Origin of the sequence: Sodalis glossinidius str. 'morsitans', from assembly GCF_000010085.1 — a bacterium.
GTDB classification, from domain to species: Bacteria; Pseudomonadota; Gammaproteobacteria; order Enterobacterales; family Enterobacteriaceae; genus Sodalis; species Sodalis glossinidius.
This window is the reverse complement of the sequence record NC_007712.1, coordinates 3,879,397-3,904,286: the sequence shown is the minus strand read 5'-3', so window position 1 is coordinate 3,904,286 and position 24,890 is coordinate 3,879,397. Positions and strand designations below refer to the sequence as shown.

General features: G+C 55.0%; 15 protein-coding genes, 2 tRNA genes, 3 rRNA genes and 3 pseudogenes. 14 read left to right on the top strand and 9 right to left on the bottom strand.

Translation table 11 applies throughout. From position 1 onward, the window contains the following. The first annotated feature begins 18 nt into the window (after positions 1-18). On the top strand, positions 19-837 hold the full coding sequence (aroE, locus tag SGP1_RS20645) for a shikimate dehydrogenase (RefSeq protein ID WP_011412053.1): 819 nt from the start codon (positions 19-21) through the stop codon (positions 835-837). Beyond that, positions 834-1,091, top strand: coding sequence for a DUF1488 domain-containing protein (locus SGP1_RS20640; protein WP_011412052.1), 258 nt, complete (start codon positions 834-836; stop codon positions 1,089-1,091). The genes aroE and SGP1_RS20640 overlap by 4 nt, the downstream gene beginning before the upstream one ends. Positions 1,092-1,181: 90 nt before the next feature. Here SGP1_RS20640 and SGP1_RS20635 read toward each other — a convergent pair whose 3' ends face one another. Beyond that, the gene (locus tag SGP1_RS20635) at positions 1,182-1,766 is read right to left on the bottom strand and encodes a gamma carbonic anhydrase family protein (RefSeq protein ID WP_011412051.1); all 585 of its coding nucleotides are present in this window, start codon (positions 1,764-1,766) and stop codon (positions 1,182-1,184) included. A gap of 456 nt (positions 1,767-2,222) precedes the next feature. Here SGP1_RS20635 and SGP1_RS20630 point away from each other — a divergent pair. The 5 genes from SGP1_RS20630 (at position 2,223) to rrf (ending at position 7,752) form a co-directional block, all read left to right on the top strand. Further along, positions 2,223-3,764 (top strand): 16S ribosomal RNA (locus SGP1_RS20630). 73 nt (positions 3,765-3,837) lie between these two features. After that, a tRNA-Ile gene (locus tag SGP1_RS20625) sits at positions 3,838-3,914 on the top strand. A gap of 198 nt (positions 3,915-4,112) precedes the next feature. Then, positions 4,113-4,188: transfer RNA gene (locus tag SGP1_RS20620), tRNA-Ala, on the top strand. Between the two features lie 247 nt (positions 4,189-4,435). Further along, a 23S ribosomal RNA gene (locus tag SGP1_RS20615) occupies positions 4,436-7,440 on the top strand. Positions 7,441-7,636: 196 nt separating this feature from the next. Beyond that, positions 7,637-7,752: ribosomal RNA gene (gene rrf, locus SGP1_RS20610) — 5S ribosomal RNA — on the top strand. Together the 16S, 23S and 5S rRNA genes with 2 tRNA genes alongside form the textbook arrangement of a ribosomal RNA operon. A 372-nt stretch (positions 7,753-8,124) precedes the next feature. On the opposite strand, the pseudogene mobB reads toward rrf, so the two are convergent. Both mobB and mobA read right to left on the bottom strand, forming a co-directional pair. Continuing rightward, positions 8,125-8,608 (bottom strand): annotated as a pseudogene (gene mobB, locus SGP1_RS20605) (molybdopterin-guanine dinucleotide biosynthesis protein B). Beyond that, a pseudogene (mobA, locus tag SGP1_RS20600) lies at positions 8,577-9,111 on the bottom strand (molybdenum cofactor guanylyltransferase MobA). The pseudogenes mobB and mobA overlap by 32 nt, the downstream one beginning before the upstream one ends. 197 nt (positions 9,112-9,308) lie before the next feature. Between mobA and SGP1_RS20595 the strand changes: the two are divergent. From SGP1_RS20595 to polA, 4 genes are all read left to right on the top strand, one after another. Further along, entirely contained in the window at positions 9,309-9,578 is a 270-nt protein-coding gene (locus SGP1_RS20595) for a YihD family protein (protein WP_011412049.1), read from the top strand. Between the two features lie 67 nt (positions 9,579-9,645). Then, complete coding sequence (locus SGP1_RS20590) at positions 9,646-10,632, top strand: serine/threonine protein kinase (protein WP_041867263.1); 987 nt, start codon at positions 9,646-9,648, stop codon at positions 10,630-10,632. 43 nt (positions 10,633-10,675) lie between these two features. Then, entirely contained in the window at positions 10,676-11,299 is a 624-nt protein-coding gene (gene dsbA / locus SGP1_RS20585) for a thiol:disulfide interchange protein DsbA (protein ID WP_011412047.1), read from the top strand. 417 nt (positions 11,300-11,716) lie between these two features. Continuing rightward, the gene (gene polA / locus SGP1_RS20580; RefSeq protein ID WP_011412046.1) at positions 11,717-14,500 is read left to right on the top strand and encodes a DNA polymerase I; all 2,784 of its coding nucleotides are present in this window, start codon (positions 11,717-11,719) and stop codon (positions 14,498-14,500) included. Between the two features lie 594 nt (positions 14,501-15,094). On the opposite strand, the gene yihA is transcribed toward polA, so the two are convergent. Continuing rightward, entirely contained in the window at positions 15,095-15,730 is a 636-nt protein-coding gene (gene yihA, locus SGP1_RS20575) for a ribosome biogenesis GTP-binding protein YihA/YsxC (RefSeq protein WP_011412045.1), read from the bottom strand. A 169-nt stretch (positions 15,731-15,899) separates the two neighbouring features. On the opposite strand from yihA, the gene yihI reads away from it, so the two are divergent. Both yihI and SGP1_RS28515 read left to right on the top strand, forming a co-directional pair. Then, positions 15,900-16,445, top strand: coding sequence for a Der GTPase-activating protein YihI (yihI, locus tag SGP1_RS20570; protein ID WP_011412044.1), 546 nt, complete (start codon positions 15,900-15,902; stop codon positions 16,443-16,445). 213 nt (positions 16,446-16,658) lie between these two features. Next, a pseudogene (locus SGP1_RS28515) lies at positions 16,659-17,015 on the top strand (oxygen-independent coproporphyrinogen III oxidase); the annotation flags it as partial. Between the two features lie 197 nt (positions 17,016-17,212). Here the strand turns inward: SGP1_RS28515 and SGP1_RS30335 are convergent. The 4 genes from SGP1_RS30335 to glnA all read right to left on the bottom strand — a co-directional run bounded on the left by SGP1_RS30335 (position 17,213) and on the right by glnA (position 21,471). Next, positions 17,213-17,335, bottom strand: coding sequence for a YshB family small membrane protein (locus SGP1_RS30335; protein ID WP_148203614.1), 123 nt, complete (start codon positions 17,333-17,335; stop codon positions 17,213-17,215). 107 nt (positions 17,336-17,442) lie between these two features. Beyond that, complete coding sequence (gene glnG, locus SGP1_RS20560; RefSeq protein WP_011412043.1) at positions 17,443-18,855, bottom strand: nitrogen regulation protein NR(I); 1,413 nt, start codon at positions 18,853-18,855, stop codon at positions 17,443-17,445. Between the two features lie 8 nt (positions 18,856-18,863). Next, positions 18,864-19,913 carry a nitrogen regulation protein NR(II) gene (glnL, locus tag SGP1_RS20555; RefSeq protein WP_011412042.1) on the bottom strand — a complete coding sequence of 350 codons (1,050 nt, stop codon included), beginning with the start codon at positions 19,911-19,913 and terminating at the stop codon, positions 18,864-18,866. A 139-nt stretch (positions 19,914-20,052) separates the two neighbouring features. Further along, on the bottom strand, positions 20,053-21,471 hold the full coding sequence (gene glnA / locus SGP1_RS20550; RefSeq protein WP_011412041.1) for a glutamate--ammonia ligase: 1,419 nt from the start codon (positions 21,469-21,471) through the stop codon (positions 20,053-20,055). 378 nt (positions 21,472-21,849) lie between these two features. On the opposite strand from glnA, the gene typA reads away from it, so the two are divergent. After that, entirely contained in the window at positions 21,850-23,661 is a 1,812-nt protein-coding gene (typA, locus tag SGP1_RS20545) for a translational GTPase TypA (RefSeq protein ID WP_011412040.1), read from the top strand. A gap of 136 nt (positions 23,662-23,797) precedes the next feature. Here the strand turns inward: typA and deoR are convergent, their stop codons facing one another. Then, positions 23,798-24,571, bottom strand: coding sequence for a DNA-binding transcriptional repressor DeoR (deoR, locus tag SGP1_RS20540; RefSeq protein WP_011412039.1), 774 nt, complete (start codon positions 24,569-24,571; stop codon positions 23,798-23,800). Positions 24,572-24,890: the final 319 nt, after the last annotated feature.

The following is a 24,890-nucleotide window of genomic DNA, read 5'->3' as shown; positions in this document are numbered from 1 at the left end:
TATAACCGGAGTGTCACCATGGATACCTTTGCCGTTTTTGGTAATCCGATTAACCATAGTCGTTCACCGCGCATCCATGCGCTATTTGTCGCCGAGACAGGTATAACCCATCCTTACGGTCGGGTACTGGCGCCGCTGGATGGCTTTGAGCAAACGCTGCGGCAGTTTTTCGACGCGGGCGGCTTGGGGGCGAATATTACCCTGCCGTTTAAAGAACGTGCGTTTTCGCTATGCGATCAACTCACCGAGCGAGGCGCTTTGGCGGGGGCGGTGAATACCATCAAGAAACAGCCGGACGGTTCCTTGCTGGGGGACAATACCGACGGCATTGGTCTGGTCAGCGATTTGCAGCGTCTCGATCTACTGCGCCAGGACAGCCGAGTTCTGTTAGTAGGTGTCGGCGGCGCGGCGCGGGGCGTGGTCCTGCCGCTGCTGGCCTACGGCTGCAAAGTGGTGCTGACTAACCGCACTTTTCCGCGCGCGCAGAAGCTGGTCGGGTTTTATCACCATGTGGGCGATATTAGCGCGCTGCCGCTGGAGCGCCTGGGCACGCCGGATTATGATCTGATTATTAACGCGACTTCCACCGGTGTGCAGGGCAGTATCCCGCCGCTGCCGGCATCGCTCATTACATCATCGGTCTGTTGCTATGACATGTATTACCAACAAGGCGATACGCCGTTCATCACCTGGTGCCGTCGGCAGGGCTCGCTGCGCTGCGCCGATGGCCTCGGTATGCTGGTGGGCCAGGCGGCCTCGTCTTTTTTGCTGTGGCATGGTGTTTTACCCTCAGTTTTGCCGGTGTTGGAAACGTTGCGCGCGGAGCTGAGTGCATGAACCAGGCGATCCATTTTCCCGATCTTGAACAATGGGATGACGAGCGTCAAAGCATGTGTTTTCCGGCGTTGGTGAGCGGCATGCGCGTGGAGTGCCAGGTTAGTGCAGGCTGGTTATATAACCGGTTTGTCTCTGAGACTAATGGTGCTACTCCTCTGGTGATCTTCCATCAGCACCGCCTGGACGTAGAGGATGCAATCGAAACACTTATTGCTCAGGGGGCCGACCTCGACGGTCCATTTTGTTTATCGTAACGCAATGGCCCACGCCCATGCTATTGCCAGATTGCGACCCCGATGATTTCCTTTATGACAGCGCGCCGAAGAAAACGTCAGGGTAAAACCTCATGATCGGGTTCCTTCGGCGTGCGACCGCTCTTCATCCGCCTGCATAAGGTAGTTATCCTTCCACTGTACATAATTATTGACCGAGTAAATGAGATTGCCGATCTCAACAGGAGTCAGACGGCGTATTCGCCGCGCCGGACTGCCAAAATAGAGATAGCCACTGTGTAGACGTTTGCCGGACGCCACCAGGCTGCCGGCACCAATGATGACTTCATCCTCTACAACGGCGCCGTCTAAAATAATGCTCCCCATTCCAACCAGAACACGATTGCCAATAGTGCAGCCATGCAACATGGCTTTATGCCCTACTGTGACCTCCTCGCCGATGATCAGGGGACGGCCCGTCGGGTTACGCTCGGAGCAATGGGTAACGTGCAACACGCAACCGTCCTGAATGTTGGTACGCGCACCGATCTGCACGCGATTGACGTCGCCGCGAATAGCGGCCAGCGGCCAAATGCTGACATCGTCGCCGAGGGTGACATGGCCGATGACCACGCTGCTGGGATCGATCATGATCCGCTGGCCGAGCTGGGGGGAGGTACCTCGGTAAGGACGCAACGGTTCAACGTGTTGTAGCATGATTGGGATCCTTTTGTGGTGTGCTGGATAGACTGTATCGTCTCAAAAGTGCTCATGACAACCTTTCGCCGACCGCCATTTGCCGTTTTTGCGCAGACGATCGCTTAAGATCAAAGCGGAAAAAAATAAACAGTCAGCGGCAAAAGATCAAAAAAGGCTTGTGCAATAAATTCTGATCCTTATGATGCGCCTCCATCGACCGGTCATGTGAACATCATCACGGTGAACGGAAGGGTTCAGAAACAGGCGAAACTGCTTGACACTGAATGAGGAAGGCGTAATATGCGCCACCCGTGCGGGTCGAGAAAACAGCCGGCACTGCTCTTTAACAATTTATCAGACAATCTGTGTGGGCACTCACAAGACGATATCGACATACCGAAATATCAAGTCTTGAAGAGTGAACAACAAATATTCATATGAATACCAGTTTTGATTCTTTGAGCATCAAGCTTTTAATTGAAGAGTTTGATCATGGCTCAGATTGAACGCTGGCGGCAGGCCTAACACATGCAAGTCGAGCGGCAGCGGAAAGAAGCTTGCTTCTTTGCCGGCGAGCGGCGGACGGGTGAGTAATGTCTGGGGATCTGCCCGATGGAGGGGGATAACTACTGGAAACGGTAGCTAATACCGCATAACGTCGCAAGACTAAAGTGGGGGACCTTCGGGCCTCACACCATCGGATGAACCCAGATGGGATTAGCTAGTAGGTGGGGTAATGGCTCACCTAGGCGACGATCCCTAGCTGGTCTGAGAGGATGACCAGCCACACTGGAACTGAGACACGGTCCAGACTCCTACGGGAGGCAGCAGTGGGGAATATTGCACAATGGGGGAAACCCTGATGCAGCCATGCCGCGTGTGTGAAGAAGGCCTTCGGGTTGTAAAGCACTTTCAGCGGGGAAGAAGGCGTTAGCGTTAACAGCGCTATCGATTGACGTTACCTGCAGAAGAAGCACCGGCTAACTCCGTGCCAGCAGCCGCGGTAATACGGAGGGTGCAAGCGTTAATCGGAATTACTGGGCGTAAAGCGTACGCAGGCGGTCTGTTAAGTCAGATGTGAAATCCCCGGGCTTAACCTGGGAACTGCATTTGAAACTGGCAGGCTAGAGTCTCGTAGAGGGGGGTAGAATTCCAGGTGTAGCGGTGAAATGCGTAGAGATCTGGAGGAATACCGGTGGCGAAGGCGGCCCCCTGGACGAAGACTGACGCTCAGGTACGAAAGCGTGGGGAGCAAACAGGATTAGATACCCTGGTAGTCCACGCTGTAAACGATGTCGATTTGAAGGTTGTGGCCTTGAGCTGTGGCTTTCGGAGCTAACGCGTTAAATCGACCGCCTGGGGAGTACGGCCGCAAGGTTAAAACTCAAATGAATTGACGGGGGCCCGCACAAGCGGTGGAGCATGTGGTTTAATTCGATGCAACGCGAAGAACCTTACCTACTCTTGACATCCAGAGAACTTGGCAGAGATGCCTTGGTGCCTTCGGGAGCTCTGAGACAGGTGCTGCATGGCTGTCGTCAGCTCGTGTTGTGAAATGTTGGGTTAAGTCCCGCAACGAGCGCAACCCTTATCCTTTGTTGCCAGCGATTTGGTCGGGAACTCAAAGGAGACTGCCGGTGATAAACCGGAGGAAGGTGGGGATGACGTCAAGTCATCATGGCCCTTACGAGTAGGGCTACACACGTGCTACAATGGCGCATACAAAGAGAAGCGATCTCGCGAGAGTCAGCGGACCTCACAAAGTGCGTCGTAGTCCGGATTGGAGTCTGCAACTCGACTCCATGAAGTCGGAATCGCTAGTAATCGTGGATCAGAATGCCACGGTGAATACGTTCCTGGGCCTTGTACACACCGCCCGTCACACCATGGGAGTGGGTTGCAAAAGAAGTAGGTAGCTTAACCTTCGGGAGGGCGCTTACCACTTTGTGATTCATGACTGGGGTGAAGTCGTAACAAGGTAACCGTAGGGGAACCTGCGGTTGGATCACCTCCTTACCTAAGCGATACGTTGAGTGACGTGTCCACACAGATTGTCTGATAATTGTCACGAGCAAGAAAAACCTGCTATAGGCTTGTAGCTCAGGTGGTTAGAGCGCACCCCTGATAAGGGTGAGGTCGGTGGTTCAAGTCCACTCAGGCCTACCAGTTCTGCTTATTTCCGTGGGTTCCCGTGATGAGGAGGGCAGCATGTTGCCGACAGGCGGCATGAGAGGCTGTGCGTCAGGGGGGCGAAGAAGGCGAGACTGGCTGTCGTACTGTAACGTCGCGGTGCGGTATCGGGTTTACCGGCAGGTAAACGGTATCGTCGCGGGTGAGCGACGGCATATGCAAGGTAAACGACTTGGGGCTATAGCTCAGCTGGGAGAGCGCCTGCTTTGCACGCAGGAGGTCAGCGGTTCGATCCCGCTTAGCTCCACCATTTCGCTGTGGAGTCGGGTTTGGTCATTTGTGGGTATGAGAAGGTTTTTTTTGCTGTAGTGTTATTTCAGAGCGCGTTTATCAAGCGCGCTGCGAAATACCGCTCTTTAACAATCCGGAACAAGCTGAAAATTTGAAACACATGCTGAAGTGCAAACTCAGTATGCGAGTCTCTCAAACGAAGTAAGCAAACCTGAGGTAACGCGCAAGCGTTATCACTGTAGCGCGCAGACAGCTCAGGGTTGTGAGGTTAAGTGACTAAGCGTACACGGTGGATGCCTAGGCAGTCAGAGGCGATGAAGGACGTGCTAATCTGCGAAAAGCGCCGGTGAGCTGATATGAAGCGTTATCAGCCGGCGATGTCCGAATGGGGAAACCCGGTGCAACTCGTTGCATCATTGTCAGGTGAATCCATAGCTTGACGAAGCGAACCAGGGGAACTGAAACATCTCAGTACCTTGAGGAAAAGAAATCAACCGAGATTCCCCCAGTAGCGGCGAGCGAACGGGGAACAGCCCAGAGCCATCATCAGCTTGCGCATCAGGAGAACGGTCTGGAAAGTCCGGCGACAGAGGGTGATAGCCCCGTATCCGAAGGTGCGCTTGTTGTGAGCTCGATGAGTAGGGCGGGACACGTGATATCCTGTCTGAAGATGGGGGGACCATCCTCCAAGGCTAAATACTCCTGACTGACCGATAGTGAACCAGTACCGTGAGGGAAAGGCGAAAAGAACCCCGGCGAGGGGAGTGAAATAGAACCTGAAACCGTGTACGTACAAGCAGTGGAAGCATCCTTCGGGGTGTGACTGCGTACCTTTTGTATAATGGGTCAGCGACTTATATTCTGTAGCAAGGTTAACCGTATAGGGGAGCCGTAGGGAAACCGAGTCTTAACTGGGCGTCTAGTTGCAGGGTATAGACCCGAAACCCGGTGATCTAGCCATGGGCAGGTTGAAGGTTGGGTAACACTAACTGGAGGACCGAACCGACTAATGTTGAAAAATTAGCGGATGACTTGTGGCTGGGGGTGAAAGGCCAATCAAACCGGGAGATAGCTGGTTCTCCCCGAAAGCTATTTAGGTAGCGCCTCGTGAAGTCATCTACGGGGGTAGAGCACTGTTTCGGCTAGGGGTCCATCCCGGATTACCAACCCGATGCAAACTGCGAATACCGTAGAATGTTATCACGGGAGACACACGGCGGGTGCTAACGTCCGTCGTGAAGAGGGAAACAACCCAGACCGCCAGCTAAGGTCCCAAAGTCATGGTTAAGTGGGAAACGATGTGGGAAGGCCCAGACAGCCAGGATGTTGGCTTAGAAGCAGCCATCATTTAAAGAAAGCGTAATAGCTCACTGGTCGAGTCGGCCTGCGCGGAAGATGTAACGGGGCTAAACCATGCACCGAAGCTGCGGCAGCGGACGTATCACTTAAAACGCTCCACGCGACGATGAGCGGGCGCGTGCAAGCCACATTCCCGTTAAGTCGGCAACAGCCGGACAAGGGCAAGGCGTTTTAAGGATACGTCCGTTGGGTAGGGGAGCGTTCTGTAAGCCTGTGAAGGTGGCCTGTGAGGGCTGCTGGAGGTATCAGAAGTGCGAATGCTGACATAAGTAACGATAAAGTGGGTGAAAAGCCCGCTCGCCGGAAGACCAAGGGTTCCTGTTCAACGTTAATCGGAGCAGGGTGAGTCGACCCCTAAGGCGAGGCCGAAAGGCGTAGTCGATGGGAAACAGGTTAATATTCCTGTACTAGGTGTGACTGCGAAGGGGGGACGGAGAAAGCTAGGTTTGCCGGGCGACGGTTGTCCCGGTTCAAGCGTGCAGGTGGAAAGAGCAGGCAAATCCGCTCTTTCATAACACTGAGGCGTGATGACGAGCTACCACGGTAGTGAAGGAATTGATGCTACGCTTCCAGGAAAAGCCTCTAAGCTCCAGGTCACATCGAATCGTACCCCAAACCGACACAGGTGGTCAGGTAGAGGATACCCAGGCGCTTGAGAGAACTCGGGTGAAGGAACTAGGCAAAATGGTGCCGTAACTTCGGGAGAAGGCACGCTGGCATGTAGGTGGAGGGCCTTGCGCCCCGAGCTGAAGCCAGTCGCAGATACCAGCTGGCTGCAACTGTTTATTAAAAACACAGCACTGTGCAAACACGAAAGTGGACGTATACGGTGTGACGCCTGCCCGGTGCCGGAAGGTTAATTGATGGGGTTATCCGTAAGGAGAAGCTCTTGATCGAAGCCCCGGTAAACGGCGGCCGTAACTATAACGGTCCTAAGGTAGCGAAATTCCTTGTCGGGTAAGTTCCGACCTGCACGAATGGCGTAATGATGGTCAGGCTGTCTCCACCCGAGACTCAGTGAAATTGAACTCGCCGTGAAGATGCGGTGTACCCGCGGCAAGACGGAAAGACCCCGTGAACCTTTACTATAGCTTGACACTGAACATTGAGCCTTGATGTGTAGGATAGGTGGGAGGCTTTGAAGTGTGGACGCCAGTCTGCATGGAGCCAACCTTGAAATACCACCCTTTAATGTTTGATGTTCTCACTCAGGCCCGTCATCCGGGCCGAGGACAGTGTCTGGTGGGTAGTTTGACTGGGGCGGTCTCCTCCCAAAGCGTAACGGAGGAGCACGAAGGTTAGCTAATCACGGTCGGACATCGTGAGGTTAGTGCAAAGGCATAAGCTAGCTTGACTGCGAGAGTGACGGCTCGAGCAGGTGCGAAAGCAGGTCTTAGTGATCCGGTGGTTCTGCATGGAAGGGCCATCGCTCAACGGATAAAAGGTACTCCGGGGATAACAGGCTGATACCGCCCAAGAGTTCATATCGACGGCGGTGTTTGGCACCTCGATGTCGGCTCATCACATCCTGGGGCTGAAGTAGGTCCCAAGGGTATGGCTGTTCGCCATTTAAAGTGGTACGCGAGCTGGGTTTAGAACGTCGTGAGACAGTTCGGTCCCTATCTGCCGTGGGCGCTGGAAGATTGAGAGGGGCTGCTCCTAGTACGAGAGGACCGGAGTGGACGCACCACTGGTGTTCGGGTTGTCATGCCAATGGCATTGCCCGGTAGCTACGTGCGGAAGAGATAACCGCTGAAAGCATCTAAGCGGGAAACTTGCCTCGAGATGAGTCTTCCCTGAGGCCTTGAGCCTCCTAAAGGGACGTTAAAGACGATGACGTTGATAGGTCGGGTGTGTAAGCGCTGCGAGGTGTTGAGCTAACCGATACTAATGACCCGTGAGACTTAACCTTACAACACCTGAGCTGTTTGAGAGAGGGCGAAAGCCAGAGCTGTAACGAACGTTAGCGGCAAAGCGCAAGCGACATGAACGCGAGCGCCAGAAAGACGATATCAGCGATGTTCCGGATAACGCCCGATGGTCACGCAAGTGAGGGTTGGGCAGCAAGAGCAGTCTGCATGGTGAAAGCGGTGCGGAAAACGAATTTGCCTGGCGGCACGAGCGCGGTGGTCCCACCTGACCCCATGCCGAACTCAGAAGTGAAACGCCGTAGCGCCGATGGTAGTGTGGGGTCTCCCCATGCGAGAGTAGGGAACTGCCAGGCATCCATTACGTCCTAACGGGTAGCCCGTGACGAGCAGTATCAACGAGCCCTCTGCAACCGCAGAGGGCTTTTTGTTTTTGAGGACCATGGCGACCTGCTGCCGGCGACGCAACAGTCAACGCCCCGCCGGTCGACAAGCAAGCGATAGGTAAGTACAACAGCGCACCAGAACCGCAATGACGGGCGCCAAACGGGTCGGCCCGCCGCGACAGGTGCCCTCGATTGCGGGCGTTACACAGGGCGGCAGGCGCAGCCAAACATGTTGCTACACGAGTGATACTCAGGGCGACAGGTACACAGAGCCTCTCTATATTAATACGCGGCAGCATAGGGCAGGTACCGGTTGGCGGACACGATAACGCGTATGCAGGCTTAGGCGTGCGCGAGCCAATCGATGATAAAGCGGGCAATATCGGCAGGTTGATTGATATTCAGCTGCGGTAGCGCGCTGTCCAGCCGCACATCGCTGGCTATTGCGATAACATGGCGATCGATGAGCGTGCGCCAATCCTGACCGGTCGCAGAACGATGGAGAGCGATCTTATTGACCGGCTAGCCACTCTAAGGAAGGCATTTGAGTAGGCACGTTTTCAGTCATCAATGCCCAGCGCGCTGAATTCTCCACCATCGTCTGCCGCGCACCGGCCTTGCGTAACATGTAGCTGTCTTTGCCGGGCGTATCCACATCCATTTTATGATGGGTATGCTTGATGATTCCGACGCGCAGACCGTATTGGTCAAGCAGCGGGATAAGCTGCTGCAAAAGGGTGGTTTTACCGGTACCGCTATAAGCGGCAACGGCCAGCAAGGGAAGGGGGAAAGGCTCATGGCAGTAGTCCGTGTGTCCACAGGGCAAGATCCTGCGGCGTATTAAGATTCACGAAATAAGGTGGGGGAGACGTTAAACACTACCCGCTGTGACGGGATAGCAGACAGAAAAAGTCTGACCCGCCGCCCCCCGCGGTGCAAAAACGCTTCCAGATCTGGTGCCAAAGAGCGGTGCAGTAGCGTAAACGTGGGATGGTCATGGCTGTCATCACAGGCAAAAGCCGCCGGGGCCTGCTGTCGATTCGCCCAAAGATTCGCCACCAAATCCTCCGGAAACACCGGCACATCGCAGGGGACAAACGCAACCCACTCGCTACCGGCTTGGCTTAAATCTGCCAGCATTCCGGCCAGCGGTCCGGCAAACCCTGGGAACGTATCCGCCACCACCGGTAAACCACTTTGCCGATACTCGTCCTCGTGACGATTAGCGTTAATCATCAATAAAGCAACCTGCGGCGCGAGGCGTTCGGCTACGTAACGGTATAATGGCTTGTGATTAATTTGCAGCAGCCCCTTATCTTCACCGCCCATTCGCGTCGAGGGTCAACCCGCCAGGATCACGCCGGTAATGCTATTGTTGTCATGGCCCTCTCTAGGATGAAATTCTAAGGTGCAGGGATTACCCTTCATATTAGGATACAATGTTTTAGCGAATGCAGGATAATGATGTTTATCCCCGTTCGCGAATCTTGCTACAGTACTGTCAGACGTTAACTAAGGAATGTGTTATGAAATGCCATCGCGTTAATGAATTAGTGGAGTTGTTGCACCCCGCCTGGCAACAAGAGCCTGATCTTAACCTGGTACAATTTCTGCAAAAGTTGGCGCAGGAGGCTGGTTATCAGGGTAATCTGAACGGCCTGACCGATGATATTCTGATTTATCATTTAAAAATGCGCGGCAGCGATAAAACGGACGCTATTCCTGGCCTGGTGAAAGATTATGAAGAAGATTTTAAAACGGCCATTTTGCGTGCCCGCGGAATTATCAAGGAGTAAGCGGGGCTAATGAACTCTTTTACTAGAGCGTCCATTTTTTTCACACGATGGCATATCGCGGCGGCGGATTATGAGCACAGGATTTAATTTCCAGGCATTAATGCCCGATTTGATCATGGACGCCCTGCAACAGACGGGGATCGTCGTCGATTCTGGTTCGACCGCTCTAAACAGCTACGAAAATCGCGTCTATCAGTTTCTGGACGAAGAGAAAAAGCGCTATGTGGTGAAATTTTATCGTCCTGAGCGCTGGAGTGCCGAGCAAATTCTGGAAGAGCACCAGCTGGCGCATGAGCTCGCGGCAGCCGAAATACCTGTGGTGGCGCCGCTTGTGATTCATAATGCGACGCTGCACCACTATCTTGGCTATTATTTTGCCCTGTTTCCCAGCGTGGGTGGCCGGGCTTTCGAGCAAGATAACGATGACCAGCTGGAATGGGTAGGGCGCTTTCTTGGCCGTATTCACCGACACAATGGCAGTCGCTGCTTTAGCGCGCGACCCACCATGGGACTGGAAGAATATCTGACGCATCCGCGTCGCGAGCTGGAAAATAGCACTCTGATTGCTGGCCGGCAGAAAGCAATGTTTTTACAGGCCTGTGACCAACTGATAGCGCAGGTGCATGCGGTATGGAACACCGATTGGCGTCCGCTCCGTCTGCATGGCGATCTGCACGCCGGAAATATCTTGTGGCGCGACGGTCCGACATTTGTTGATCTGGACGATGCCCGCAATGGTCCAGCCATCCAGGATCTTTGGATGCTGCTTAATGGCGATCGCCGCGACAGACTTTATCAGCTGTCGCTGCTGTTGGATGCATATACTGAATTCATAGACTTCGATTCCCGTGAACTGGCGCTGATTGAGCCGCTACGGGCAATGAGGATGATCCACTATCTCGCCTGGGTTAGCCGGCGTTGGGATGACCCGTCTTTTCCGCGTAGTTTTCCGTGGATGATTGAGGGGGAATTCTGGTCGCAACAAACGGCGCTATTTATTGAACAGGCAACGCTGCTGCAACAGCCGCCGTTGCAGCTGATGCCGGTATATTAAACGTTTTATCGCCGATGTTATTCATTTTGGAGAGACACTATTTATGAAAAAAATATGGTTTGCGTTGGTGGTTATCGCGTTGGCGTTCAGCGCCTCGGCCGCGCAATTTACTGAAGGTCAGCAATATGTCCAGCTCGACAAGCCGGTGACCAGTGAACCCCAAGTGCTGGAATTTTTCTCGTTTTATTGCGCGAATTGTTATCAATTCGAGCAGGTCTATCACATCTCCAGCACGGTGAAAAAAGCGCTGCCTGCCGGCACCAAAATGACCAAATACCATGTGGATTTTCTGGGGCCGATGGGCAAACAGCTGACCCAGGCCTGGGCCGTAGCCATGGCGCTGGGGGTGGAAGACAAAGTAAGTCCGCTGCTGTTTGGTGGTCTGCAAAAAACGCAAACCATACAAACGCCGGACGACATCCGCGCGGTGTTTGTCAAAGCGGGCGTCAGCGCGGAAGAGTATGATTCCGCCTGGAACAGCTTTGTCGTGAAATCTCTGGTCGTACAGCAGGAGAAAGCGGCCACCGATCTGCAGCTGCGCGGCGTGCCGGCGATGTTTGTCAACGGCAAATATATGGTGAAAAACGATGGGCTGGATATGTCGTCAATGGACGCTTATACCAAACAATTTGCCGATGTCGTGAAATTTTTGCTTAGCCAAAAGTAAACTCTCCTGCGGGTGAATGACGTACAACGCCGGCAGATGCCGGCGTTGTCGTTTGTGGCGAAGCCGCAAACAGCCAGTATCTCCTTAATCTGCCGAAGGATAATGCTATTGCCCGCAACGGGCCATAGCAGGTTTATATCCACAATGGCAATACCCTTGTGATGATATTTGCTATTGCCAGGTTAATATATTAATCACTTGATAATAAAGATTTTTTGTCTAGAGACATCGAAAATATAGCGGCTGTCAATAAAAACTATATTTTTTACTCACAAAGTTATCCACAGCATGATCCTGCGGATCTGGCCGCATTTGCGGTATTTTTATCGCCCTTATGCTACGCTAACCATCGTCTCCGGCTGCCGGCTGTGGCATGCTACCCCTAATGTTTGCTGACTAAAAAGAACGAAATACGCTATGGTCCAAATCGCAGAAAACCCGATTATTTTGGTGGATGGTTCTTCTTATCTTTACCGCGCCTATCACGCCTTTCCGCCGCTGACCAATAGAGCGGGGGAACCGACCGGGGCGATGTACGGCGTATTGAATATGCTTAAGAGCCTGCTGGTACAGTACCGGCCAAGCCATGTTGCGGTGGTGTTTGACGCCAAGGGCAAGACGTTCCGCGATGAGTTGTTCGAGCATTACAAATCCCACCGGCCTCCCATGCCGGACGATCTGCGTAGTCAGATAGCGCCGCTGCATGATATGGTTAAAGCGATGGGTTTGCCGTTGCTGGCCGTTAGCGGCGTCGAGGCCGATGACGTTATCGGGACGCTGGCGCTGGCGGCGGCGCGCGGCGGCCGGGATGTGCTGATAAGCACCGGCGATAAGGACATGGCGCAGCTGGTGTCGCCCAAGATTACCCTGATCAATACCATGTCCAACACCATTCTCGGCCCGGAGGAGGTGCAGCTGAAGTTCGGCGTGCCGCCGGAGCTTATCATTGATTATCTGGCGCTGATGGGCGACAGCTCCGATAATATTCCGGGAGTGCCGGGAGTGGGTGAGAAAACTGCGCAGGCGCTATTGCAGGGGCTGGGCGGGCTGGAAAGCCTGTATCAACAGCTTGATAGCGTCAGTAGCCTGAGCTTCCGCGGCGCTAAAACCATGGCCGCTAAGCTTGAGCAGCACCGTGAGGTAGCTTTTCTCTCCTACCAGCTGGCGACCATTAAAACCGATGTGCCGTTGGACTTGCCTTATGACCGGTTAACGGTGGAAGAGCCCGAGGCCGAAGCATTGATGCTTTTGTTTCAGCGTTATGAATTCAAACGCTGGCTAAGCGATTTGGAAGCGGGTAAATGGCTGCAACGCAAAAGTGCCGTCGCGCCGTCGCCGCCGTTTACTGCGCCCCGTCCAGCGGCGGCCGAGGAGCCGACCGAGGCGTTGTCGAAAGACGGCTATGTGATTATCGACACTATGGCGACCCTGGAGATGTGGATCGGTGCGATTCGCCACGCTGGCGTGTTCGCCTTTGATACCGAAACCGACGGTCTGGATACGCTTACCGCCAATCTGATAGGGCTGTGTTTTGCTGTGAAGCCGGGTGAGGCGGCCTATCTGCCGGTGGGGCACGACTATCTGGATGCGCCGGACCAGCTTGACCGCGCGACGGTATTGGCGGCGCTGAAACCGGTTATGGAAGATCCCACCATCGGCAAGATTGGCCAAAATCTCAAATTCGATCGCGGGGTTCTGAAACGATACGATATCGAGCTGGCCGGCATTGCGTTCGATACCATGCTGGAATCTTACGTGTTGGACAGCGTCGCCGGCCGCCACGATATGGACAGCCTGGCAGAGCGTTTTTTACAGCACACCACCGTGAGCTTTGAGGAGATAGCGGGTAAAGGCCGCAATCAGCTTACGTTCAATCAGATAGCAATGGAGCAGGCCGCGTCTTACGCTGCTGAAGATGCCGACGTGACGCTGCGTCTGCACCAAAAGCTGTGGCCACGTATTGAGCAGGCCCCGGAGCTGAGGAGGGTGTTTGAGGAAATCGAAATGCCGCTGGTGCCGGTCCTGTCGCGTATTGAGCGCACCGGCGTGCTTATCGACGAATCTATTCTTGCTGCACATTCGGTGGAGTTGGCCAAACGCCTGGAAGAGCTGGAAGGGGAAGCGCATCAACTGGCGGAGGAACCGTTTAACCTCTCCTCCACCAAACAGCTGCAGGAGATTTTGTACGATAAGCAGAAATTGCCGGTGCTAAAGAAAACCCCCGGCGGTGCCCCTTCTACCAATGAAGAAGTGCTGGCCGAGCTGGCGCTGGACTATCCGCTGCCGAAGCTGATTTTAGAATATCGTGGCCTGGCCAAGCTAAAATCCACCTACACAGATAAGCTGCCACAGATGATCAACCCGCTGTCGAAGCGGGTGCATACCTCCTATCATCAGGCCGTCACCGCTACCGGGCGGCTGTCCTCGAGCGACCCGAACCTGCAAAATATTCCCGTCCGCAATGATGAAGGTCGGCGCATCCGGCAGGCGTTCATCGCGCCGCCGGATGCGCTTATCGTGGCAGCGGACTATTCACAGATTGAGCTGCGCATTATGGCGCATCTCGCGCGCGACCCCGGATTACTGAACGCCTTCGCTGCCGGCAAGGATATTCACCGTGCCACCGCCGCCGAAGTATTTGGTATGTCGCTCGAGAAAGTCACCCAGGATCAGCGCCGCAGCGCCAAGGCGATTAACTTTGGCCTGATTTATGGCATGAGCGCTTTCGGTCTGGCGCGTCAGCTGTCGGTGCCGCGATCGGAAGCGCAGAAATATATGAATCTCTATTTCGAGCGGTACCCCGGCGTTTTGGAATATATGGAGCGCACCCGCAGGCAGGCCAGCGATCGGGGTTATGTTGAAACCCTGGACGGCCGCCGGCTGTATTTACTGGATATCCACTCGCGCAACGGTATGCGCAAAAAGGGCGTGGAGCGCGCCGCTATTAACGCCCCGATGCAAGGCACCTCCGCTGATATTATTAAGCGGGCGATGATTGCAATCGATGGCTGGCTGCAGCAGGAAGCGCCGCCGGTTCGCATGATTATGCAGGTGCACGATGAATTGGTATTTGAAGTACAGCGCGATGCGGTTGAAAGTGCCAAAGCCCGAATTAAGGCGCTGATGGAAGGCTGCTTTAAACTGGATGTACCGCTGCAGGTGGACGTGGGCGTTGGAGAAAACTGGGATCAAGCTCACTAAGTGGCGAATGACTAAGCACTTTTTATAATTAAGCTACATTAAAGTGTGATGTATTATTTACAATAAGCATTCCTTATACGTAAAAAGGTGAAAGTAAACTACAAAAAATTCTTTTGCCCCATCAAAAAATAGGGTAAAGTTATCGGCGTAGGGTACACAGAGGTAAGATGTTCTATCTTTCAGGCCTTTTACTTCACGTAATCGGACTTGGCTAAGTATTAGCTGCCCCAGTCATTTAATGACTGGGGCGTTTTTTATTGGGCGCTGATAAACTCGACCAGGGGTGCCGCCGTCGCGACCATCAAGGCACTCGCGGCGGGCTGCACTCCTTAAACGATGGCTTCGATTCTATGATCCGAGGGCGTTAGCAGCGCCGTCTACTGATTAGGCTAGCGTGCCGGGTGCCTAAATGCACCGTCGCCCCTGTTAGGCTGAGATGTCGCGGACACGGAGGCTAATAGCGCTCTCGCCGCATAGAGCCGTGACGACCCAGTCAGGGCTTAAGCGGGGGACGTCAGGCTGCAGCGCCGCGGCACGGGCATTGAATGGCGCTATTATCGCCATCAGGCCGTGACGTGAGTAGATTTTAGCGCGTTATTCTGTCTCCGGGGACCCTTGTGCTGGCGGGATGGCGGCAAACCAATCGTCCAACTTTTGCCGCAGCTTATCTACCCCCTGTTTTTTAAGCGATGAGAAGGTTTCAACTTGAACATCGCCCATAAAGGCCAGCGCCGCTTCGCGCACTTGATTCAGCTGCTCCTTGCGTGAGCCCGAAGCCAGCTTATCGGCCTTGGTGAGCAGGACCAGCACCGGGATATTGACATCGACCGCCCATTGCACCATTTGCTGGTCGAGATCTTTCATTGGATGGCGGATATCCATTAATACCACCAGCCCCTTGAGGCTGTCGCGCATTTGCAGATATTCGCCCAGGGCGCGTTGCCATTTGCGTTTCAGTTCTTCAGGGACTTCGGCGTAGCCATAGCCGGGCAAATCGACCAGTCGGATGCCGGATTCCACCTCAAACAGGTTGATAAGCCGGGTGCGTCCGGGGGTTTTACTGGTCCTGGCCAGGCTTTTTTGATTGGTCAGGGTATTGAGCGCGCTGGATTTTCCGGCGTTGGAGCGCCCTGCGAAAGCGATTTCAATCCCGCTGTCGACCGGCAAATGGCGGATATCCGGCGCGCTGGTCACGAAATGGGTCAGCTTATAGTTATAGGATTTGGTCAACGGTATCCTCTCTCTGGAGATGGCATATTAACGGCAATTATACCGGTTATGGCCCGGGACGCGTTTTTTATCTTCGTCCGCGGGCGCAGTCACCTTTTTTCTTGCGCGGCTTTCTGATAGATTCCGCCGCAATGGTAGATGTGATTACCCTTACCCAAGAGCAAACATTATGAATCCATCAGAACGGGGCGGCCGCGGCAAGTCCGGCGACGCGCGCAAGAAGAAGCAGCGTAAAAGCCGCGAAGAATTGAATATCGAAAGGTGCGAGCGTAAGCGGCAGAAAAAACGCCGCGGGCTGGTCGCCGGTTCGCGCAGCCAGGGCGGCGTCGGCGACACCGTGCGCCAGAATACCCGTGCACCGCAGGATAGCCGCATCGGTAGTAAGAAGCCCGTGCCGCTGACGGTGGAGGGGGCGGTGACGCCACACAAAGAGCCCTCTGGCACGCCGCCGCCGCAAGAGCCGCTGGAAACGGCCGAGCAGGAGCTGGCTCGCCTGGAAAATGACGAGTGTCTGGATGCCTTACTACAGCGCCTTGAGCAGGATGAACCCCTTTCCACTGCCGAAAGACGTTATGTGGACCAGGCGCTTGATCGTATCGATGAACTGATGACCAAACTGGGCATCGAACTTATTGACGATGAGGAAGAAGAACAGACGCAGCAGGAAGATATGATGCAACTCCTCAAACGCGGCTTCGACAAAGACAGATCTTAACCCTTGCAGGCATTGATGCTACTGTTGGCGCTATTGTTAACCTGTTATCTTGTGTGGTTATCGGGTAAACTATGGCGCCTCTCGCGACGCAAGGCGCGGCTGCAGGCGGCGCGCGGCGCGGTACGCCGACCCGCTCTTCCCGTCAGACGGCGCCGTCGACGTCCCCCGGGTAAGGAGTAAGCTGTGAAATTACTGCCAGCAATCGAATAGGATTTGGCCCTCATTCAGAAATATAACCACTCCGTGCCGCGTTATTCCTCCTATCCCACCGCGCTGGAATTCAGTGAAAACTATGATGATGCCGCATTTGCCGCCGCGGCGAGCCGTTATCCCGAACGGTCCCTGTCGCTGTATGTTCACATCCCTTTCTGTCACAAGCTGTGCTATTTCTGCGGCTGCAATAAGATAGTCACGCGTCATAGCGAAAAAGTCGATGAGTATCTCGACACGCTGGCGCGAGAAATCCGCGCGCGATCGCTGCTGTTCGCCCGCAGGCGGGTCACACAAATGCACTGGGGCGGCGGTACGCCGACTTTTTTATCGGTGGCGCAGATGGCGCCGCTGGTAGCGGACGGGCTGGTGACGATGAGCGCTGGCGCCTTGGAAATAACCGCCCGGGGCCGCCTGCTGGTGCCGCAACATCTGTATGTGTTTCGATGCCTATCTGCGCGCCAGCCAGCGCCAACGGCAGTTTTCTCGGGTGATATGAACCGCCCCTTTCCGCCATCAGACAGAAAGGGGCGTAATGAGGGTATGAGGACGGCCGCTCACTTCAATGAATTAATGAGCGCGGCACACATGACCGACGCCAGCGCTGTTTGTGGGGCATGCCCCGCAACGATGACTGCGTCCAACCCATGCGTCACGTAAGTGATAAGTGTCTGCAACATGGCTTGTCTCCCGTTGTGCACAGAAATAATACTGAGCCGGCCCACAATGTAAACAGTTTATACGCCAATGTGGCATTGCCGGCGCACTCTGTGCGTCGCGATCGAGATTACTCCATTCCCAGCTCTTTCAATTTGCGCGTAAGTGTGTTGCGGCCCCAACCGAGCAAACGGGCGGCTTCCTGCTTATGGCCCTGGGTATGGAGCAGCGCGGTGGTCAGCAGGGTGCGCTCCATTTCCGGCTGTGCTTCCGACAGCAAATTTTGATGACCGGAACGCAACGCGCGATCGGCCCACTGCGCCAGTAGCGTGGCCCAGCTGTCCGGCAGCGATTGCACCACATTGTCCGGCGCGGTGGTTTCAAACAGCTCCGGCGGCAGATCCTGAATCAATACTTCTTGTCCGGCGGCCATCACTGTCAGCCAGCGGCAGGTATTTTCCAACTGGCGCACGTTTCCCGGCCAGGGCAGGTGGGTCAGCGCGGTCTCGGTCTCCGGATGCATATTTTTCGGCTCCACGCCTAGCTCCCTGGCCGCCACTTGCAGGAAATACCGCGCCAGCCGTGGGATATCTTCCCAGCGCTCGCGCAGCGGCGGCAGATGTACCCGGATAACGTTCAGACGATGGAATAAATCCTCGCGAAAACGGCCTTCCTGCACGCGTAGTTCCAGGTTCTGGTGGGTGGCGGCGATAATGCGCACATCGACCTTAATCGGGGCATAACCGCCGACGCGGTAAAACTGGCCGTCCGCCAGCACGCGCAACAGACGGGTTTGCACATCCAGCGGCATATCGCCGATTTCGTCCAAAAACAGTGTGCCGCCGTCGGCCTGCTCGAAACGGCCCTGACGGATTTGATTGGCGCCGGTAAACGCTCCTTTTTCATGGCCAAACAATTCCGACTCAATCAAATCCTTCGGAATCGCCGCCATATTCAGCGCGATAAACGGCGCCTTGGCGCGCGGGCTATGGCGATGCAGGGCGTGCGCCACCAGTTCTTTACCGGTGCCGGATTCGCCGTTGATAAGCACGCTGATTGATGAGCGCGACAGGCGGCCGATGATACGGAATACGTCCTGCATCGCCGGCGCTTCGCCAATGATATCGGCGGTCGGGCCGCTGGCGGGCTGACTGCGTGGGGGCTGCTGCTGCTCCAGATAGTGGCTGACCGCACGCTCCACCAAGGCAACAGCCTCGTCGATATCGAAAGGTTTCGGCAGATAATCGAACGTCCCTTGCTGGTAGGCGCTGACTGCGGCATCCAAATCTGAATGGGCGGTCATGATGATGACCGGCAGCATCGGATAACGCTGTTTGATTTGCTTGAGCAATGCCAGCCCATCTATGCCGGGCATGCGAATATCGGATAATAATACGTTCGGCGTTTGGGTGGCGAGCGCGTCCAGCACCTGGCTGCCACCTTCAAAGGTGGTGCAGGTCAACCCGGCTCCAGTGAGTGCGCGTTCAAGCACCCAGCGGATGGAGCTATCGTCGTCGACGATCCAGACTATCCCTCGTTGCATACAGAACCTCACTGGCGAATAGGCAGGTAGACCGAAAACTCGGTATGTCCCGGCCAACTGTTAAATTCAATCTTTCCTGAATTCTGATCGATCAGACTGCGGGCGATGGAAAGTCCCAGGCCGGTTCCCCCTTCGCGGCCGCTGACCATGGGATAAAACAGCGTATCCTGAAATTGCGCCGGGATTCCCGGACCATCGTCCTCGATATCAATGCGCGCCACCAGCCGGTAGCGCACCCCGTGCAGCGTCAGCTGAAAGGCGGTACGCGTTCTGAGGGTAATGGTGCCGCCCTGCTCGCCCAGCGCCTGCAGCGAATTGCGGGTGATATTCAGCAAGACTTGTTCCATCTGATCCGGATCATGGGTCAACTCCGGCAGGCTGGGATCATAATCCCGTACCAGCGTGACATTGTCCGGCATCTCAAGCGACACCAGTTTGAATACCCTCTCGCAGACCTGATGAATACTTTGCGTCACATGCATACCGGGCTGCTGTGGGCCCAATAAACGGTCGACCAGATTGCGCAACCGATCGGCCTGTTCTATGATCACCTTGGTGTATTCCGTTAACGCCGGGTCCGGCAGTGCTTTGGCCAGCAGCTGCGCGGCGCCGCGAAGGCCGCCAAGGGGATTTTTAATCTCATGGGCGAGGCCGCGCACCAAATCCCGCGCTGCAACCTGCTGTGCATGCTGCAGTTGTTCCTGGCTGAGGCGGCGCTGATTATCCATAGGCGCCAGCTCCATCAGAATAGTCTCTTCCGGCAGCCGCTGCGCGGTCAGCGACAGGATATGCGCCCTGCCGTCTACCACCAGCGTCACTTCGTTATCGGTGAATCCCTGTCCTGCGTCCAGACTTTCGCGCATTAGCTCGACATTGAGGGAAAAATAACCCAGCAATTCCGGCAGCGGAGTGCCGAACAGCTTACGCGAGCTTTGTGCCAGCAGCTGTTGCGCCGCCGGGTTAGCGTAATGCACCGCCAGATCATTATCCAGCAGCAAAATACTGGTAATTAACGAATTAAGGATCTGCCCAGCTTCGGGCAGTGTGCCGGTTGCCATTTAGCAGTCTCCCGCACTCTGTTAATGCAAAGCGCTTGATTATCGGTGATGGCGCATGGCATCGCGCCAGGTTTGGTGGAGAAAAAAGCCCATCCGAAGATGGGCTGAAAGTTTCCACGGCAACAAAAAACTCGGGTGATTAAACGCTGTAATACAGCTCGAACTCTACCGGGTGCGGCGTTATGCGTACGCGGTCGTTTTCTTCCGTGCGCAGCGCGATATAGGCATCGATAGTGTCGTCGGTAAACACGCCGCCGCGGGTCAGGAACTCGCGATCCGCATCCAGGGTGTTCAATGCTTCCTCAAGGGAACCGGCCACGGTTGGGATTTCGCTGGCTTCTTCCGCCGGCAGATCGTAGAGGTTTTTATCCATGGCATCGCCGGGATGGATTTTGTTGATAATGCCGTCCAGGCCGGCCATCAACAGTGCGGAGAACGCCAGGTATGGGTTGGCGGCCGGATCCGGGAAGCGAACTTCGATACGGCGTGCTTTCGGGCTGGCGACCACCGGAATACGGATGGAAGCGGAGCGGTTACGGGTGGAGTAAGCCAGCATGACCGGTGCTTCATAACCCGGGACCAGACGCTTGTAGGAGTTGGTGGTCGGGTTGGTCAGCGCATTGATGGCTTTTGCATGCTTGATAACGCCGCCGATGTAGAACAGCGCCGCTTCAGACAGGCCGCCGTACTTGTCGCCGGAGAACAGGTTGTTGCCGTCTTTGGTCAAGGACATATGGCAGTGCATACCGGAGCCGTTATCGCCAAAAATCGGTTTCGGCATGAAGGTCGCGGTTTTGCCGAACGCGTGGGCAACGTTATGAACGACGTATTTGTAAATCTGGATTTCGTCAGCTTTTTTAGTCAGGGTATTGAAGCGGGTGGCCACTTCGTTCTGGCCGGCGGTTGCCACTTCGTGGTGATGTGCTTCCACGACCAGGCCCATTTCCGCCATGGTCAAACATATGGTAGAACGCAGATCCTGCGAGGAGTCGACCGGCGGAACCGGGAAATAGCCGCCCTTCACGCCCGGACGGTGGCCTTTGTTGCCGCCTTTGTAAGCTTTACCGGTATTCCAGGCCGCTTCAATATCATCGATCGCGACATGCGAACCGGAGATGGAGGTGCCGAAACGAATGTCGTCGAACAAGAAGAATTCGGGCTCGGGTCCAAACAGGACCTGATCGGCGATGCCGGAGGACTTCAAGAAGTCTTCGGCACGTTTGGCGATGGAACGCGGATCGCGATCGTAGCCCTGCATGGTTGCCGGCTCAAGAATGTCGCAGCGGATGATAAGCGTCGACTCTTCATAAAACGGATCCATGACGGCGGAGGATGCGTCGGGCATCAGCACCATGTCTGACTCGTTAATGCCTTTCCAGCCGCCAATAGAGGAGCCGTCGAACATTTTGCCTTCTTCAAAGAAGTCTTTTACGTCTTCTTCGCTGACCGGCGCAGGGATCGTAACGTGCTGCTCTTTACCTTTGGTATCGGTGAAACGTAAGTCGATGAATTTTACTTCATGTTCTTTAAGCATCGACATGACTTGTTCAACGGACATAACTCATATTCTCCTTCTCCCGGATGTTGCTTGTCGTCGTCGTGGAACGAACGCCTATGGATTGAATTTTCTGCCTTATAAGGTCTATAGCTAAAACTGTGCCAACATTGCCAAACCGGCGCAAAACGCATCGCTGCGGACTTTTGCGGTGCGCCGGACTGCACCAGATTGGCCGGATTGAACCATGGTAGTGCATTTAGAGAGGGCGGGCACTATTTTGGTGCATGTGGCCGGGCGGAAGGGAATTTTGCACCGGGAAGGGGATGCGGCGGCGTGCAAAAAGACACAATCGCCAAGAACGACGGATCTTGTTTAGTCCCTCGCCTAATCCGTGTACAATAGCGCGCCATTTCTAACTCTAATGCCTGAGGCAAAGTTGTGATCGAAAATCTGCGTAACATCGCCATCATCGCGCACGTAGACCATGGTAAAACTACCTTGGTTGACAAATTGTTGCAACAATCCGGCACGCTTGGTGACCGTAACGATGCAACCGAACGCGTGATGGACTCCAACGATTTGGAGAAAGAGCGTGGGATTACCATCCTCGCTAAAAATACCGCCATCAACTGGCACGATTACCGCATCAACATCGTCGACACCCCCGGACACGCCGACTTCGGCGGCGAAGTTGAGCGCGTAATGTCAATGGTTGACTCGGTATTGCTGCTGGTCGATGCCATGGATGGTCCGATGCCCCAGACCCGTTTCGTGACGCAGAAAGCGTTCGCTTATGGTCTGAAACCTATCGTGGTTATCAACAAAGTTGACCGCCCCGGCGCGCGCCCTGACTGGGTAGTGGATCAGGTCTTCGATCTGTTCGTCAATCTGGGCGCCACCGACGAGCAGCTTGATTTTCCGATCGTCTACGCATCAGCGCTGCTGGGTATTGCCGGTCTGGAACATGAAAACATGGCCGACGATATGACGCCGCTGTTTGAATCCATCGTGAAAAATGTCGAAGCGCCGAACGTTGACGTCGACGGCCTGTTCCAGATGCAGATTTCCCAGCTGGACTATAACAGCTATGTCGGTGTTATCGGCGTCGGGCGCATCAAGCGCGGCTCGGTAAAACCGCACCAGAACGTGACCGTGGTGGACAGCGAAGGTAAACGCCGCAACGGTAAAGTGGGCCAGGTTCTGGGCCATATGGGCCTGCAGCGCATTGAATCCAAACTGGCCGAAGCCGGCGATATCATCGCGATTACCGGGTTGGGCGAGCTGAATATTTCCGATACCCTTTGCGATCAGGCTCAGGTAGAAGCGCTGCCGCCGTTGACGGTCGATGAACCGACCGTCTCCATGTCGTTCGGCGTCAACACCTCGCCGTTCTGCGGTAAAGAAGGGAAATACGTTACCTCGCGCCAGATCCTGGAGCGTCTGAACAAAGAGCTGGTACATAACGTGGCGTTGCGGGTGGAAGAAACCGAAGATCCGGATACCTTCCGCGTTTCCGGCCGCGGCGAGCTGCACCTCTCGGTGCTTATCGAAAACATGCGTCGTGAAGGGTTCGAGATCGCCGTTTCCCGCCCGAAAGTCATTTTCCGTACCGTCGATGGCGCTAAACAGGAACCTTTTGAATCGGTTACGCTAGATATTGAAGAGCAGCATCAGGGACCGGTCATGGAAGCGATGGGCATCCGTAAAGGTGAGATGCGCGACATGCTGCCGGACGGCAAAGGCCGCATCCGTCTGGATTATGTGATCCCGAGCCGGGGCTTGATCGGTTTCCGTACTGATTTTCTGACCATGACCTCGGGAACCGGTCTTTTGTACTCCACCTTTAGTCACTACGACGATGTGCGTCCCGGTGAAATCGGCCAGCGCCAGAACGGCGTGTTGATCTCCAACGGTCAGGGTAAAGCGGTAGCCTACGCCCTGTACAGCCTGCAGGATCGTGGTCGCCTGTTCCTGGGGCACGGTGCGGAAGTTTACGAAGGCCAGATCATCGGTATTCACACCCGCTCCAACGATCTGACGGTGAACTGTCTGACCGGCAAGAAGCTGACCAACATGCGCGCGTCCGGTACCGACGAAGCGACGACGCTGGTGCCGGCGATCAAGATGTCTCTGGAGCAGGCGTTGGAATTCATCGATGATGATGAATTGGTAGAAGTGACGCCGCAATCCATCCGTTTGCGTAAGCGTTATCTGACCGAAAACGAACGTAAGCGCGCCAATCGCTTGTAACGGTTGACGCCCCCCGGGCGGCACCGAAATCGCGATGCCGGTTGACCCAGTTCAACCGGCATTTTTTTTGCCGCGCGCCGCCGCGCGCCTTACTACGAAGGGATGGCACCCGCCTTCGCCTGGAAGCGCTTTTCCGTTATATCCCCTCATAGCGCAGCGTAATCGCCTGCTGCTGGCAATAATCGACAAATTTTGGCGCCGGCCGTCTGTCTGTGACTAACGTGGCAAAGGCAGTCAGCGGGCCGATGCGGGCGGGGCGGACGCAGTCGAATTTACCGTGATCGACCACCAGAATGGGGTGCTGCGCCATGGCGATCGCGCGTTGTTTTAACGCTAATTCATCGAAATGAAAGCAAGTGGCGCCGCTTTGCAGGCAGAGGCCCGCGGCGGAAAAGAACGATTTGGTCGGGCAGATATCGTCAAGCAGCGAGTCGGGCGTCAGCGGGGTAAAGGTGGCGTTGGCAGGATGATAGCGTCCGCCGCACAAAATGGCGTTACAGCGCGGTTTCTCCCTCAGCGCTAAAAAGGTGTTTAGCGAATAGCAGACGGCGGTAAACGCCAGAGCGTCGTCAATGGCATCGATGATAAAGGGCGTTGTGGTGCCGCAATCGAAAAACAGCGTGTCATCCGGTTCAATCAGTGCCGCCGCCAGATGGCCGGCCTGCGCTTTTTCGTCGACGTGACGCAGTTGCTGATCCGATACGAAATAGCGCGTCACCGCGTTGTTGCGCGGCGCAGTGACGACATAACCGCCCAGCAGCACCACCGACGCCGTTTCGGCGCTTAAATCCCGGCGGACGGTCATCTCGGAAACGCCAAGCAGCGCGGCGGCGTCTTTTAGATGCAGTTTGTCCGTTCGCTTCAACGCCTGCCTCAGTCTATTAATCCGTTCTTCGCGCCGCATTTCCATGGGACTATCCCGCTGTTGCCTGAAAGAAGGAGACCAGGGTCCGCCCTTTGAACTGAGTCGCGTTTGACTCCTCGCGCACCCTCAAGGTCCGTACGCGCCGTGCAGACCGTTGCGGGGATATTACCCGCAATGGCACTACCACGCAAATGGCCTCATTCACTATCCCCCCTGATTCGCAGGCCATTTGCAACCCAGACCGCAGAGGGGGATGACCCAGCAGGGTTTTGTCTGCCGATACAGGGGGGGGAGATTTAATGTTTATAGAATAATATCATTTATATTTAATAAGTAATTTACCAGCATATCCATCCTTAATAAT